We start from the raw sequence: 13,954 nt of genomic DNA on the forward strand, positions 1-13,954 counted from the left end.
GACGAGGAGAGCCGCGGCATCCGGGTGACCGGAGCGCCGCCCGCGCGGACGGGTTCGAGCGCGGGGCGTACCGCCCGGAGCCGCACCGCGGCGGGCGAGGGCGGCGCCGCCGGGCCACCGAGTGCGTCGAGGACGCCGCGTACGCCGCGTACTGACTACGCCTCCGGTGCGGGAGTGGCCATCCGGACGATGAGGGAACGGAGTTCCTCCACGGCCCGGGACCGCGCACCGGTCAGTTCGGGCGACGACAGCACGGCCGCGGTGAGGGGAACGGGGCGCGGGGTACGGCTGAAGTACTCGTCGACGGCGGTGATCAGGCCGGGGCACAGACCCCACTCGCCGCCGATGACGACCATGCGGGGGTCCACGAGCGAGACGGCCGCGGAAAGGACGCCGCCGATGGCCCGGACCAGGACGGTGCGGACCCGCTCCGCCCGCTCGCCCCGGCCGGTGAGGAGCTCGACCAGCGCCGGGACGTCGATGGCGGTGGAGGCGGGCCGGCGCAGGCCGAGAACGGCGAAGACCTCGGTGAAGGCCATGGCCTTCCCGTCCGGGCCCGCTGTGCAGAGGTGGGCGATCTCCCCGGCGAGCCCCCCGTGCCCGCGCCGGACGGTGCCGTCGTTCACCACGGCACAGCCCAGGCCCTCACCGAGGTGGAGGTAGACGAAGTCGTCGACGCCCTTGGCGCAGCCGGCCTGGTGCTCGGCGCGGGCGGCCCAGTTGACGTCGTTGTCCACCAGGACGGGGCCGGCCACGGTGGTCGCCAGGACGGCGGAGGGGTCGAGGTCGCCGACGAGGAAGGGGGCGTCGGGCAGATGCACGAGCCTGCCCGTCTCGCGGTCCACCGGGTCGGCGGCGCTGATCACCGCAAGACGCAGCCGGCCGGGGATCCGCCCGGCCAGTTGCCGGGCTGCCGTGGTGAGGGCTTCGGCGGCCACCTGGGGCCCCGCGCTCGCCTCCAGCGCGGTGCGGACCTGCCCGTGGACGCGGCCGAGGGCGTCGACCGCCTCGGCCACCACCCCGCGCGGGGTGATGGCGGCCACCAGGGCGGCGCCGAGCCGGGGGGCGAGGGAGTAGTACGAGCCGGCCCGTCCGCGTCCGGTGGTGCGTTCGCCGGTGTCCACGACCAGTCCGGCCCGGGCCAGCCGCTGGACGCTGTCGGAGATCGTGGGCTTGGAGATCCCGGTGCGGGCGGAGATCTCCGCCCTGGTCAGGCGCGGGTGGGCCATGAGGGAGCGCAGCACGTTCTCGTCGGTCAGGGCGCGCAGCATCTCCAGCGACGGCTTCGGCGGGGTCATGCGCACCATTCTAGTAAGGACTCTTGCCCAAATGCGGCGGGGTGCTTACCGTCATTTCAAGTAAGGAGTCCTCACCAAAGGAGTCGGGTCATGACGCTCGCCGCCGAGCCGCACCGCGCCCCCGCTCTGCCGCACTGGCAGCAGACCCCGCCGGATCTCACCGCCGCCATCCGCGAGATCAAGGCCGCTCTGCGGGCCCGTATCGAAGCCTCCGGCCGCACCGTCGAGGAGGTGTTCGCGTCCGTCGAGCAGCGCATCGAGGCCCGGATCGCCGAGATCGAGGCCGACCGGGAGCGCGGCGAGGAGGTGTGGCCCGTCCTGGACTACGACGCGATCGCCGGCGGAACCGTCGCCATGGCGGACCTGGTCAAGCTCAAGAAGCGCGGCTGTCTCGTCGTGCGCGGCCACTTCCCGCGCAAGCAGGCCCTGGCCTGGGACGCCGACATCGTCGACTACGTCGAGCGCAACCGGTTCTTCGAGACGTACACCGGGCCCGGCGACGACTTCTTCGGCAGTGTCGGCTCCAAGCCCGAGATCTACCCCGTCTACTGGTCCCGGGCCCAGATGCAGGCCCGCCAGTCCGAGCGCATGGCCACCGTCCAGTCCTTCCTCAACTCCTTCTGGAAGCACACCTCCGACGACGGCACCCAGTGGTTCGACCCCGACCGCGACGCGCTGTACCCCGACCGCATCCGCCGCCGCCCGCCGGGCACCGACTCCGCGGGTCTGGGCACCCACTGCGACTCCGGCACCCTGGATCTGTGGATGACCCGGGAGTACCAGAAGGCGTTCCGCCATCTCTTCGACGGCACCGTGGAGCAGTACGACCCCTGGGACGCGGCCCACCGCACCACCGGCCCGCAGTACCCCGGCTCCACCATGTGCTCCGCGTTCCGCACCTTCCAGGGCTGGACCGCCCTGTCGGACATGGACGCCGACCAGGGCGTGCTCCACACCGTGCCGATTCCGGAGATCATGGCCTATCTGCTGCTGCGGCCCCTGCTGCCGGACGTGCCCGAGGACTCCATGTGCGGGGTGCGGACGAACCAGGTGTTCCCCGTCACCAGGCGCTGGCACGAGGTGCTCTACCGGGCGCTGACGCCCATCCCCGACGTCAGGGCCGGCGACTCCGTCTGGTGGCACTGCGACATGATCCACAGTGTCGCCCCGGTCGAGAACCAGAAGGGCTGGGGCAACGTCATGTACATCCCCGCCGCTCCTTGGTGCCCCCGCAACGAGAAGTACGCGGCCTCCGTCAGGGAGGCGTTCCTCACCGGCTCGAGCCCGGCCGACTTCCCCGAGGAGCACTACGAGCGCTCCTGGGAGGGCCGGTTCACCGTCGACCAGCTCAACGACATCGGCCGCCGGGGCCTGGGGCTCGGCTGATCCGGTGATCCGGCGCGGACCGGCCGGGCGAAAGGCGCCCGGTCGCCGGTCACGGACATGTGCGCCGTGCGGGACAGGGCGCGATGGGCGAGCACGTGACTCGCCCATCGCGCCGGACCGGGTGCGGGCCGTCCACGCGGCTTCGCGGGAGCGGGGTCAGGCCGGTTCGTGCGCCGGATCCGGCACGGGGCTTTCGACCGCGCGCCGTTCGCCGCGGACCGGCCCGGTGAACAGCCGGCCCGGCCACCAGAACCAGCGGCCCAGGTCCAGGGCCAGGGCCGGAACCAGGACGGTGCGGACGAGGAAGGTGTCCAGCAGGACGCCGATGCCGACCAGGACGCCCATCTGGGCCATGGACACCAGCGGAAGCACCGTGAAGACGGCGAACGTCGCGGCGAGGACGATCCCCGCGGAGGTGATGACACCGCCGGTGCTGGTCAGTCCCTCGAGGACGCCGCGCCCGTGGCCGAGACGGGCGGTCTCCTCCTTCACCCGGTGCATGAGGAAGATGTTGTAGTCGATGCCGAGGGCGACCAGGAACACGAAGCCCATGAGCGGGATGGCCCAGTCGACGCCCGCGAAGCCCAGGACGTGTTCGAAGAGCAGGTTCGAGGCGCCCAGGGCCCCGACGTACGACAGCACCACGGTCGCCAGGAGCAGCAGCGGGGCGACGAGGGCCCGCAGCAGCCGGATCAGGACGGCCAGGACGACCAGGAGCACGATCGGGATGACCGTGGTCAGGTCGCGATCGGCGGCCCGCTGGGTGTCGAGGGTCTCGGCCGTGGTGCCGCCGACGAGGGCGCCCATCGGACGCACGGCCTTGCGCAGGTCGTCGATCGTGTCCTTGGCCGCCTGACTGTCGGGGGCTCCCTCCAGGACCACGGACAGCAGGGTGAGTTCACCGTCCGGTGTGCGGTCGCCGCCGTTCTCGACGCGGGCGACGCCGTCCACGGCGGAGGCGGCCGCACGGACCTCGGCGGCCTTGTCGGTGCTGGTGACGACCTTGGCGGGGTCGGAGGCCCCCGACGGATAGTGCGCCGAGATCCGCTCCTGGGCGACCACCGACTCGGGCTTGTCCTGGAACATCTCGGCAGCCGTCAGGCCCATGGAGATGCCGGCCGCGCTGAGGGCGAGGGCGCCGGTGACGGCGGCCGACATCAGCCATGACCAGCGGGGGCGCAGGGCGACGGCGTTCCCGATGCGGGACCAGACGGTCCGCGCCTTGCGGGCGGGCGTGCCGTACTCCGGCACCAGCGGCCAGAACACCCAGCGGCCCATGAGGACGAGCAGCGCCGGAAGCACCGTGACCATCGCCAGGAAGCCGCAGACGACACCGATCGCGCCGACCAGCCCGAGCGAGCGCGAGGAGTTGATGTCGGCGAAGACCAGGCAGGCCAGACCGACGGCGATGGTGGCGGCGGAGGCCAGGATCGCCGGACCGGAGCGGCGCAGCGCGATGCGCATGGCCTCGTGCCGGTCCCGGTGGCGGTGCAGCTCCTCGCGGTAGCGGGCGATGAGCAGGAGCGCGTAGTCGGTGCCGACACCGAAGACCAGGACCAGCAGGACGCCCGAGCTCTGCGGGTCGACGGGCAGGCCGGCGTGCTTCGCCAGCAGGTAGGTGGTGACCTGGGTGAGGACGACGGCGAAGCCGACGGAGATCAGGGGCAGCAGCCACAGCACGGGACTGCGGTAGGTGATCAGCAGCAGCACGGTCACGACCAGGCCGGTGGCGATCAGCAGGGTGGCGTCGAGACTGTCGAAGACCGCCACCGAGTCCGTCAGCGATCCGGCGGGCCCGCCGACCTCGACGTCCACGCCGGGCGGGGCGCCGGCGCCGGCGATCCCGCGCAGCTCGTCGACCTTGTCGGTGATCTCGTCCTCGCTGTCCAGCGGCACAATGGTCATCAGGGCCTTTCCGTCCTCGGACGGAATGGGCCGCGAGACCTCCTCGCCCGCGGGGACGAACTTCATGAAGGCCGTGCGGTCGGCGGCTGCCTTCGCCTCCGCGCCCTCGCCCGTGTACACGACGACCGCGGGCATGATCGAGTCCGTACGGAACTTCTCCAGCTCCGTGTTGACCCGTGCGGACTCGGCGCCGCGCGGCAGGAAGGCGTTGGCGCTGGTGTCCTCGACCTCGCCGAGCTTCCCGGCCAGCGGACCGAGCGCCATGGCCACGAGCAGCCAGAGTGCCAGGAACAGCCATTTGCCGCGCCGCCCACCGGGTGCGCAGGCGACGCGCTTCAGGAGCGCATGCATGAGTACTCTCTTTCGTGTGGGACATGCCGCCGGTCGGTGACCGGCTCAAGGCGCACGGGACCCGCACCACGGCGCAGAGGGTGTGACGACCTGCCGTGGCGTACGGGATGAGGTGTGTCCGAGGTGTGTTCCGCGTCGGTACGGCCCGGAGTTGCCGCTCCCGGCCGTACCGGCGGACGATTGGTGTGCCGGTGCTATTCGATCTCGCGCATCATCTTCTCCATCGAGCTGACGGCGAGCCGGGTCTGGGCCAGCTCGTCGAGGGCCTGCCGCTGATCCTCGGCCATCCGGCGCTGCAACTCGACGGTGTCCTCGAGGAGTTGCGCGTACTTGGCGGCGAGCTCCTTGTACTGCTCCTCGCGCGCCGCCAGCATGCGGGCCCGCCAGGTGGCGGCAACCTGCCAGACGATCACGATCAGCAGGGCGAAGAACCCGGCCGCGCCGACGGTCCCCGCCAGGGCCCCCAGCTCCTCGGCCCCGGCGGCGAGTGTCACCCCTTGTTCGCTCACTTCGCTTCCTCTTTCGTGGTCCGGTCAGCGGTGGTGGTGATCGTCTCGGCCGCCCGTGCGATGACGCCGGGGGTCAACTCGTAGAAGAAGGGGGCGACTTCGTAGTACTTCATCGCCTTGCCGTCCTCCGCGAGCTCGAGCGTGCCGACGACCAGTCCGGCCGCTTCCAGGCGCTGCAGGTGCATGTGCAGCAGCGGGCGGCTCATCCCGATCTCACGGGCGAGCGCGCTGACGTACGTGCGGCTCTCCAGGAGCGCTGCGACGATCCGCATACGGTGCGGATTGCCGAGTGCGGACAGCACACGCAGCAACTCGTCACCTGTCGGCGCCGGCTGCGGGACCTCGGCCATCGCGGCCCTTTCCGTCGTACCTGCCGGACAGGCTGACAGCTTCGGCGAACACCTGTCAAAGTTTTCTGACACGTCTCAGGGGGAGATGGGGGGCGTCTCAGGGTCGGCTCGGGGACGCCCCGGGGTCCCGCCGATCATGGGGGTGCTTCCGCAGCTGTACGGACCTGGTTGTTCCGGTTCGTGCGGTGTGCCGGTGTGCCCGCGAAGTCTTCCGCCCGGTCGGCGGTCCGTACGGCCCCGTGGCGCCGTACCCGTCCCGGCGCGGGCGCAGCCGTGTGCGCCGCCCGGCTCGACGCCGGGGCCGACGTTGCGCCGACTTGTTGAATGTAATGTGCACTTTCTCACTTGGTGAGACGAGCGGAGGCCGGTAGCGTGCTGGGCAGCCGATGCGGCGACTGCTCCGGCTGCCCCCCACGACACCTGAGACACCGCCTGTGACACCGAAGGAGAGACGGCCCTTGTCCACCTCCACCACACCCCGGGGCAGTTACTTCGAGCCCATCGACGAGCACCGCTACAAGCCGACGGAGCACGCGGGCGGGGCCTGGAACACGGACGAGCAGCACTTCAGCCCGCTGGGCGGGCTCGTCGTCCACGCCATCGACCGCCATCGGGCCGCCGGACCGGACAACGGCCTGGTTCTCTCCCGGATCAGCTACGACATCCTCGGCCGCCTCGCCCTCGACGAGTGCGAGATCCAGGTGGAGACCATTCGCCCCGGGCGGACCATCGAGCTTCTCGAAGCGGTCGTACGGATCGCCGGCCGCCCGGTCGTCCGGGCCCGCGCCTGGCTCCTGGCCGGCTTCGACACCACCGCGGTCGCGGGAGGCCCCGAGGACCGCCTGCCCCCGCCCGAGTCCCTCACCCCATGGCGGATGTCCGACGTCTGGCCCGGCGGCTACATAGCCTCCCTGGACGTCCGCCCGGTCGCACCGCCCCGGCCGGGGCGTACGGCCGCCTGGATCTCCACACCGCTCGGCCTGGTCGCCGGTGTGCCCGTCAGCCCGCTCGCGTCGTATCTCGCCCTCGTCGACACCGCCAACGGCATAGCCGTCCGGCAGTCGCCCACCGAGTGGATGTTCCCCAACGTCGACCTCACCGTCCACCTCCACCGCCGGCCCCGTGGTGCGTGGACGGGACTGGACACCACGGTCGCCTTCGGTCCCTCCGGACAGGGCCTCACCAGCACGGTCCTGCACGACGTCGACGGCCCGGTCGGTCACGCCCAGCAGATCCTCACGGTCCGGCCCCGGCCGGGGGAGTGACTGCCAGGAGGAGACCACGCCCTGTGCGGTGAGCCGGACGAGTCACGGGTGACGGCAGAGGGCTGCGGCGCATCCGGCAAAGGCCGTACAGGCCGCGTCCGGGAAGGCCGTACAGGTACGGCGAGCGCGCCCGTGGCGGTGGCGGGGCCCGCGACAGCCGGCCGGCCGGGGCATCACCGGTCCGATGGCCCGGCCGCGGTGCCCCGGTCGTTCACCGGACTCGGCGTTCCCGTTCCGCTTCAGGAGCGGAACGGGGTGAAGTGTGCGGGAGCGTGGTCGATGGGGAGGTCCGGGCGCCAGACGGTGAGGATCTGGGCAGAGCAGACGAACAGCCCTTGCGGCAGAGCGTCCGGGCTGTGCCACTGCCACCCGCCCACGGTCTCACCGGGTTGATCGGCCGGCTCGCCCTTCCAGGCGGTGACGACGGCACCCACGGTGACGCGCAGGACGCCGTCCACATGGTCGACCAGCGTTCCGAGGAGGGTGATGCCCTCGCGATCGGCGCGGATCCCCGTCTCCTCGGCGAGTTCGCGTATGACGGCCTCCTCGAACGATTCGCCGGGCTCGACGGCACCGCCTGGAAGTTCCCAGGTGCCGTGGCGGTGACGGCCGAGAAGCAGACCCCGCTCGCCCAGAACGACGGCACCGACGCCGACAGCCGCGTGCGGGGCGGGCGGCCGGTGCGTGCGGGGGCGGTTGGAGATGCGATCCGGCACGGGCGGGACGTCACCGCGGTCGAGCTGCCGTTGGCCGTAGAGAGGCCGGCTCCGGTCGTCCGTCGAGTGAGTGCTCACAAGTGCTCCGTTTCTCCGGGTGTTCTCCGGGTTCTACGGTGTTCTCCGGGTGATCCATGGCCTGACCCAGGACCGCAGGACATGACACAGGACATGACAGCGACAGGCCAGGGCGCGAACACCGACGCGGACCGCGGGCCGGCGGTGGGGAGTTCATGCCCGGCGGCGCTCAGCGTTCCCGGGACAGGCGCAGGAGGTCGGCGAACACGCCTCCGGCGTGGACCAGGTCCTCGTAGCGGCCCTGTTCGGCGATGCGCCCCTGGTCCATGACCACGATGTGGTCGGCGACCTTGGTGTTCTCCAGGCGGTGCGTGATGATGATCGTGATGCGTTCACCGGCGATGGCCTTGATCCTCCCGAAGATCTGGTGCTCGCCCCGGGGGTCCATCTGCGAGGTCGGTTCGTCCAGGATCAGCAGCGGGGTCTGCCGGTAGAGCGCGCGTGCGCAGGCAAGACGCTGCCACTGACCGCCGGACAGCTCGACTCCGCCCCACAGTTCCCTGGCGAGGAGGGTGTCGAGCTGCTTCGGCAGATTCTCGACCGCCTCGCGCATGCCGACGGCGTCGACCGCCTCCCACACCGGGGCGTCGTCGTAGGTCCGGGGCTGGCCCAGGGTGATGTTCTCGCGGACGCGCAACGGCCAGCAGGCGAAGTTCTGCGGGACGAGGGCGGTGCGCCGCCACACGGAGTCGGGATCGGCATGGGCGAGGTCGACGCCGTCCCACAGCACACGGCCCTTGTCGGCCAGGAGGATGCCGGTGATGAGCTTGACCAGGGTGGACTTGCCCGAGCCGTTCTCGCCGACAACGGCCAGGATCTCGCCGCGGCGCAGCGTGAGGGAGACGCCGTCCACGGCGGGTTCGTCCTTGCCGGGGTAGCGGTAGACGACCTCGTCGAGCCGGATCTCCTCCACCCGTTCGGGGATGACCGACCGGCCGCGCTTGGGAGCGCGTTCACGGGCCATGTCGAGGAAGGAACGCATGTCGGCGAGGTAGAGCGAGGTGTGGAACAGGGCCGCGCCATGGATGATGAACTGGCTGAGGGCGGCCAGAGTGGTCTGCACGGCGACCACCGCGGTGGCGGCGACGGGGAGGGCGACGCGGCCGGTGGCGGCCAGCCAGGCGAGAGCGGCCCAGGTGCCCAGCAGGAACACACCGCCCAGGGCGCTGGTCGCCAGAACGATGCGCAGCGTCCGCGGCGCGGCGGCGAGGGTGCGCCGGTCGATCCGGTCGGACAGGGCGCGGTACCAGTAGATGAGGTAGCCCGTCATTCCATTGGCGCGGACCTCGTCGCCGTAGCGCGCATAGGTGGCCCACCAGCGCATCATGGAGCGCACATTGCGGTCGCCGACGTTGAGGTAGTGGGTCTCGTAGTCGACGCGCGCGGACAGCACGGCGCCGATGCCGGCCGGGAGCACGGCGAGCAGGAGCAGCGGAAGCATCGTCCAGTGCAGCACCGTGATGACGCCGCTCGCGGCGATCATGCGGATCAGGGCGGCCATGAACCGCTGGCTGTCCTGGACCATGTACCGGGTCCGGGTGACGCCGACCTCGGCGGCCTCCTGCCGGTCGGCGAAACCGTCCTCACCGTACGCGGACGCCTCCACCCGGCATACGGCGGCCACGAGTGCGATGTCCGTCCCGGTCATCAGCAGCGGTGTGATCCGTCCGTCGGCGTAGGAGGACAGGGCGCTGCCGATCCGGCCGAGACCGGCGGCGGCCGTCACCACGGCCAGGGCGGGCAGAGCGCCGTGCAGGCGTTCGGGCACGGTGCCCGTGCCGAGGAGATGGGTCATGGCCTGCGCGGTGAACGCCAGGACGACGGCGGCCATGGCGCCGGTCAGGAGCTGACAGACCAGGAGCAGGACGACACCGGGCCTGTCGACGGCCCAGGCCATGCGCGCGGTGTGCCCGAGCACGGAGGGCAGACGGCGGCACATGGCGGTGAAACTCGCCTCTGCCAGGGGGTTCTTGCCGTACTTGCCCTCGAAGCTGATGGTGGCCGGAGGAGGAGGGGGAGGCGTCTTCGGGTCCGCGGTCGAGGCGTCAGTCACAGTCACCCGCATCACTCCTCGGGAATCGGTGCCGCACCCGGGTGGTGCGTCCCTGCCCGGCACAACGACGCGGCACGGGAATCGAACACGCTCGATTTCGGACGTGCTGGACCCCTTGTGCGGCAAGGGACCGGCTGGGCGGCCCTTGTGTCCAGGCCGTCTGTGAGCGGCAGGAGTTGGCCGAAACGCCGGTCCTCGAAATACCGGAGCCGCTGGGAACCGTCGCCAGGGTCGTTCAGGCCCGTGGACGGCCGAGGACCCGCACGAAGTCTCAGGGGCTCAGGGAGAGCTCAGGGAGTCCACTGCGAGACCCGTGGCCGCCGCGCCCATGACCTCTGGTGGAACCACCGGCATCGACTGCATCGAGCCGGGCTGCGGGGGCAAGCCGACGGCGGGGGCGATGTCGGTCGGTGCACGTCACGCTCCTGCCCGGAGAACCCGGCAACGAGGCCGGCGCCGGCCCCCGACCCGAGGGTCGGCAAGCCGTGAGTCAACGACCCACAGTGGCTTGAACAGTGGTTGTGAGGACCATGGCGTCGCACTAGCGTTCAGTGCTGACCACAGAGGTGGACTATGTCCTTACATTGCAGGACTTCCACCTGATTGCTCGACTTCAAGGGGGAATCCGCATGCGCAAGGTACGTCTCGTCCTGGCCGCGGCCAGCGCCGGCGCACTGGCGGCCGTCCTTGCCCTGCCCGGAACAGCCACAGCCGCTCCCACGGAGTGGGGCGCCTGTGCCTCGGGGAACGTCTGCTTCTACACGGGCGACAACGGGACCGGTCAGAAGTGCAGCTGGAGCGTCGCCGACCCCGACTGGACCCAGGGTGACATCAAGTGTTCCTGGGCCGAGACCAAGAACGTGCAGTCCGTGTGGAACCGTGGTACGAGCAAGAGCTACACCGGTGTCGCCTACTACCGGTGGGCCGACTACAACACCCGCATGGGCTGCACCCCTCAGGGCAAACGGGGCAACCTGACGGGCAACGGCTACAAGCTGAAGTCCCACCGCTGGGTGGACGGCAACTGCGGCTGACACCGCTTGCGGCGTCGCGTGACGGTCCGTCCTGACATCAGCGGAGACAGGGCGAGCCGCCAAGCAGCCAACAGCCCGGCACAGCGCACCTGTGCCGGGCTTCACGGTGCCACCTTTCGACCCGACTGCCCATGCCGTGACCTCGGGACTCGTTCCGGTGAATCACTGTGCTGCCGCCTTCCTCGGACGAGGCTGTCTCGCTACCGTGCAGGCCTCGGCCTACCGTGGGGGGAGGGGCAGCGCTGTGCCCGGAAGCAACTGCGCAAAGGACGGAGGTGTCGGCAATGGTGGACAGGTTCAGCGACCCGCTGCTGAGCATCCAGGAAGCAGCCAGGCACCTTCAGCTGCCCGACCGCACACTGCAGCGTTGGCTGCGTCACGACAACGCGGCAGGAGCGCCACTGGTCCACAGCGTGGAGCCGGTGAAACGTGGCTGGCCCTCGCTGCCTTTCGTGGCGATTGTGGAGGCCTACGTGCTGCGCTCGCTGCGCGGATACCTGAGCATGTCGCGTATCCGGGACGCCACGGAGGCCGTTCGGAACACCTTCGACGACGAGTACGGGCTGGCCACGCGCCGTATCGCGACGGATGGCGTGGATATCTTCGTGGAGTACGCGGACGGCGAACTGGCCCGCGCACGCGACGGTCAGAGACCGATCCGCGAGGTCATCACGGACTATCTCCACTACATCAGCTGGGAACCGGGCGAGCGGTATCCCTACCGGCTCCGGCTGCGTCAGTACCCGGACGTCGCACCAGTGGTCATCGACCCGCGCTTCGGATGGGGCACCCCGGTCGTGGCCGGAGCGAACATCCAGGTCGACGCCATCGTCGGCATGTGGAAGGCAGGCGAGTCACTGGAAACCGTCGCGGCAGAGTACGGGCTGTCTCGTGACCAGGTCGAGGCGATCTGCCAGGTCGCGACACGAGACCAGGCCGCCTGAGTTCCTGATCGACCGCAATCTGGGCAAGACGGCCCCCGCGCGGCTCATGAGCCTGGGATGGAAACTCCACCTTGTCGCCGACGAGTTCCCGGATGACGGGCAGCAGACGCCGGATGAGGAGTGGATCGAGCACGCCCTTCTGCGCGGCTGGGTGCCGCTCTGCAAGGACGGCCGCATCAGGGGACGAGACCGCGAACGCAAGCCCATCGGATACCACGCAGGAGTCCTGTTCTACCTGGACAACCAGAGCCTCCGAATCGAGGAGATGGTTCAGCGCATCCACCAGGCACAGGCCCGGATCTACCAGGCCGTGGCACGCGGAGGGCCGGCCATCTACGCCATCAAGAACGGCGGTATCACCAAGACTTGGCCGGACGCTTGAGCCGACTGCTTCTGTTGGGTGAACGGGGGTGGCCGACCACCTGTCCCGCAGGGCGCCCGGCCTGCTGTGCGTCCTGCGGGAGGCCGGTCCTGACCACGCTCTGACGGCCACACCGTTGGGGCCGTTCGGTCCGCGGGCCCGCCGGTGCGAACCACAGGGTGCCGCATGAGACAGCCAGGACGCGTTCCCCGCACGCCGTGACCGTGGAGGTTCCGCACTCGGTGCCGCAGGTGGCGGCCCGGACCGTGGCTGTGCGGCGGGCGAAGGGCGTGCGGTGGTACGTGGATCAGTGCCAGTCGTCCCCGGGCAGGAGCACCATGTTGTGCGCCCCGAGGATGTCGACCAGTTCCTCGAACTTCTCCTCGGGCCAGGGCTTCGGAGGGCCGTCGGTCTCGCCGTGGTTCAGGAAGAAGGACTCGGGGCCGGCCGGTGTGTAGAAGACGAGCAGGCGGGCGGGTTCGCGTGCCACGTTCCTGAAGGCGTGCCGGGTGCCCTTGGGGATGTAGATGAAGTCGCCCGGGCCCGCGGTGAACCGCTGGTTGCCGTTGAGGAATTCGAACTCGCCGGTGAGGACGTAGAACGCCTCGTCCTCCTTGGAGTGGATGTGCGGGACGTTGCCGTACCCGGGTTCGACGGTCCCGTCCATGAGGGCGAGGGCTCCGTCCGTCTGCTCGCTGGTGACCTTGACGGAGAACGTCTCGTGCCCCGTGAGCCGGATGACGCCCTCGCCCTTGCGTACGACGAAGCCGTTGGGGGCCGTCCAGACAGGGTCGTTCCTGTCGGGGAGAGGTAAGCGGAGAGTCATGATCCCGGTCCCTTCTCGCGGTGCTTGCCCGAATGGCCTGACCGCGACACAAGTTGAATGTAAGTCATTGAATTGCGTTCAATCAATAGTCCTGCCGAAGGGCGGACCCGGGTCATCGCCTACGCTGACGTCACGACAGCCGCCCTCGTCGGTGAGGTAGGACCGAGGTGACCACGTCCGAGACGGAGAAGCCGCCGACCCGGCGGCAGATGGCAGCGCAGGAGACGCGCCAGAAGCTGCTGCGCGCCGCACTGGAGCACTTCTCCCAGCGCTCGTACGGGGAGGTCACCGTCGGGGACATCGCGCGGACGGCAGGAGTCGCGCACGGTCTGCTGTCCCACCACTTCAAGGGCAAGGAGGCCCTCTACGCGGAGGTCGTGCGCGAGGTCGACCGGCAGCTCAGAGCGGCGACCGCATGGGACTCCGAGGGGCCCGTCGTCGAACGGCTGCGCCGGCACTTCACCGCGCATCTGCGCTTCCTCGCCGCGAACGAGGGCGCCGCGCTCAACCTCATTCTGCGCGGTGCCCAGGGAACCGATGTGGCGTCGGCCGCCTTCGAGGCGACCCGGGAGGAGGGAGTCCGCGCCATCTGTGCCCTCCTCGGCCTCGACGCCGACGAACCCGGACTGCAACTGTGCATCCGTGGGTTCGCCGCGGCCTGCGACGAGATGTCCCTGCTCTGGCTCCGCAACGGCCGCCCCGTCGGGATCGCCGCGCTGGTCGACGCCTGGATCACCCTGCTCGAGGGCACCGTCCGGGCCGCGTACGGCTTGTCCCCCAGCCCCGAACTGCGCAAGGCACTCGACGCCTTGAGCTGAGACCCGTCCTGCCCGCCACCATCCCGGTCCGACCGGCTCACCGGTGGTGGGCCAATGCCG

Annotated in this window: 13 protein-coding genes; 6 read left to right on the top strand and 7 right to left on the bottom strand. The window is 70.3% G+C overall.

What is annotated here, in order from left to right; genetic code table 11:
• Positions 1 to 155: 155 nt before the first annotated feature.
• Complete coding sequence (locus tag ABD224_RS15000; RefSeq protein WP_344050056.1) at positions 156 to 1,298, bottom strand: ROK family transcriptional regulator; 1,143 nt, start codon at positions 1,296 to 1,298, stop codon at positions 156 to 158.
• A gap of 90 nt (positions 1,299 to 1,388) precedes the next feature.
• Between ABD224_RS15000 and ABD224_RS15005 the strand changes: the two genes are divergently transcribed.
• Entirely contained in the window at positions 1,389 to 2,684 is a 1,296-nt protein-coding gene (locus tag ABD224_RS15005; RefSeq protein ID WP_344050057.1) for a DUF1479 domain-containing protein, read from the top strand.
• A gap of 156 nt (positions 2,685 to 2,840) precedes the next feature.
• Here ABD224_RS15005 and ABD224_RS15010 read toward each other — a convergent pair whose 3' ends face one another.
• From ABD224_RS15010 to ABD224_RS15020, 3 genes are all read right to left on the bottom strand, one after another.
• On the bottom strand, positions 2,841 to 4,940 hold the full coding sequence (locus tag ABD224_RS15010) for an MMPL family transporter (RefSeq protein WP_344050058.1): 2,100 nt from the start codon (positions 4,938 to 4,940) through the stop codon (positions 2,841 to 2,843).
• Between the two features lie 194 nt (positions 4,941 to 5,134).
• On the bottom strand, positions 5,135 to 5,449 hold the full coding sequence (locus ABD224_RS15015; RefSeq protein WP_344050059.1) for a hypothetical protein: 315 nt from the start codon (positions 5,447 to 5,449) through the stop codon (positions 5,135 to 5,137).
• Positions 5,446 to 5,799 carry an ArsR/SmtB family transcription factor gene (locus ABD224_RS15020; RefSeq protein ID WP_067392235.1) on the bottom strand — a complete coding sequence of 118 codons (354 nt, stop codon included), beginning with the start codon at positions 5,797 to 5,799 and terminating at the stop codon, positions 5,446 to 5,448. Before ABD224_RS15020 ends, ABD224_RS15015 begins: the two co-directional genes overlap by 4 nt.
• Positions 5,800 to 6,257: 458 nt before the next feature.
• On the opposite strand from ABD224_RS15020, the gene ABD224_RS15025 reads away from it, so the two are divergent.
• The gene (locus tag ABD224_RS15025) at positions 6,258 to 7,064 is read left to right on the top strand and encodes a thioesterase family protein (RefSeq protein WP_344050061.1); all 807 of its coding nucleotides are present in this window, start codon (positions 6,258 to 6,260) and stop codon (positions 7,062 to 7,064) included.
• Between the two features lie 239 nt (positions 7,065 to 7,303).
• Here ABD224_RS15025 and ABD224_RS15030 read toward each other — a convergent pair whose 3' ends face one another.
• Together ABD224_RS15030 and ABD224_RS15035 are read right to left on the bottom strand one after the other, a co-directional pair.
• Entirely contained in the window at positions 7,304 to 7,858 is a 555-nt protein-coding gene (locus ABD224_RS15030) for a nucleotide triphosphate diphosphatase NUDT15 (protein ID WP_344050062.1), read from the bottom strand.
• A 169-nt stretch (positions 7,859 to 8,027) separates the two neighbouring features.
• Positions 8,028 to 9,923 (bottom strand): ATP-binding cassette domain-containing protein, encoded by a 1,896-nt coding sequence (locus tag ABD224_RS15035; protein WP_425580980.1) that lies wholly within the window; start codon positions 9,921 to 9,923, stop codon positions 8,028 to 8,030.
• 617 nt (positions 9,924 to 10,540) lie between these two features.
• Between ABD224_RS15035 and ABD224_RS15040 the strand changes: the two genes are divergently transcribed.
• From ABD224_RS15040 to ABD224_RS15050, 3 genes are all read left to right on the top strand, one after another.
• Entirely contained in the window at positions 10,541 to 10,945 is a 405-nt protein-coding gene (locus tag ABD224_RS15040) for a peptidase inhibitor family I36 protein (RefSeq protein ID WP_344050063.1), read from the top strand.
• 284 nt (positions 10,946 to 11,229) lie between these two features.
• The gene (locus ABD224_RS15045) at positions 11,230 to 11,889 is read left to right on the top strand and encodes a DUF433 domain-containing protein (RefSeq protein WP_344050065.1); all 660 of its coding nucleotides are present in this window, start codon (positions 11,230 to 11,232) and stop codon (positions 11,887 to 11,889) included.
• 46 nt (positions 11,890 to 11,935) lie between these two features.
• Positions 11,936 to 12,271 carry a PIN-like domain-containing protein gene (locus tag ABD224_RS15050; protein WP_344050066.1) on the top strand — a complete coding sequence of 112 codons (336 nt, stop codon included), beginning with the start codon at positions 11,936 to 11,938 and terminating at the stop codon, positions 12,269 to 12,271.
• Between the two features lie 286 nt (positions 12,272 to 12,557).
• Here ABD224_RS15050 and ABD224_RS15055 read toward each other — a convergent pair whose 3' ends face one another.
• A complete protein-coding gene (locus tag ABD224_RS15055) occupies positions 12,558 to 13,076 on the bottom strand; it encodes a cupin domain-containing protein (protein ID WP_344050067.1) in 519 nt (172 codons plus the stop codon).
• Between the two features lie 167 nt (positions 13,077 to 13,243).
• Here ABD224_RS15055 and ABD224_RS15060 point away from each other — a divergent pair, with 167 nt between their 5' ends.
• On the top strand, positions 13,244 to 13,894 hold the full coding sequence (locus ABD224_RS15060) for a TetR/AcrR family transcriptional regulator (protein ID WP_344050068.1): 651 nt from the start codon (positions 13,244 to 13,246) through the stop codon (positions 13,892 to 13,894).
• The last annotated feature ends 60 nt before the right edge of the window (positions 13,895 to 13,954 follow it).

Origin of the sequence: Streptomyces thermoalcalitolerans, assembly GCF_039525155.1 — a bacterium.
Taxonomy (GTDB): domain Bacteria; phylum Actinomycetota; class Actinomycetes; order Streptomycetales; family Streptomycetaceae; genus Streptomyces; species Streptomyces thermovulgaris.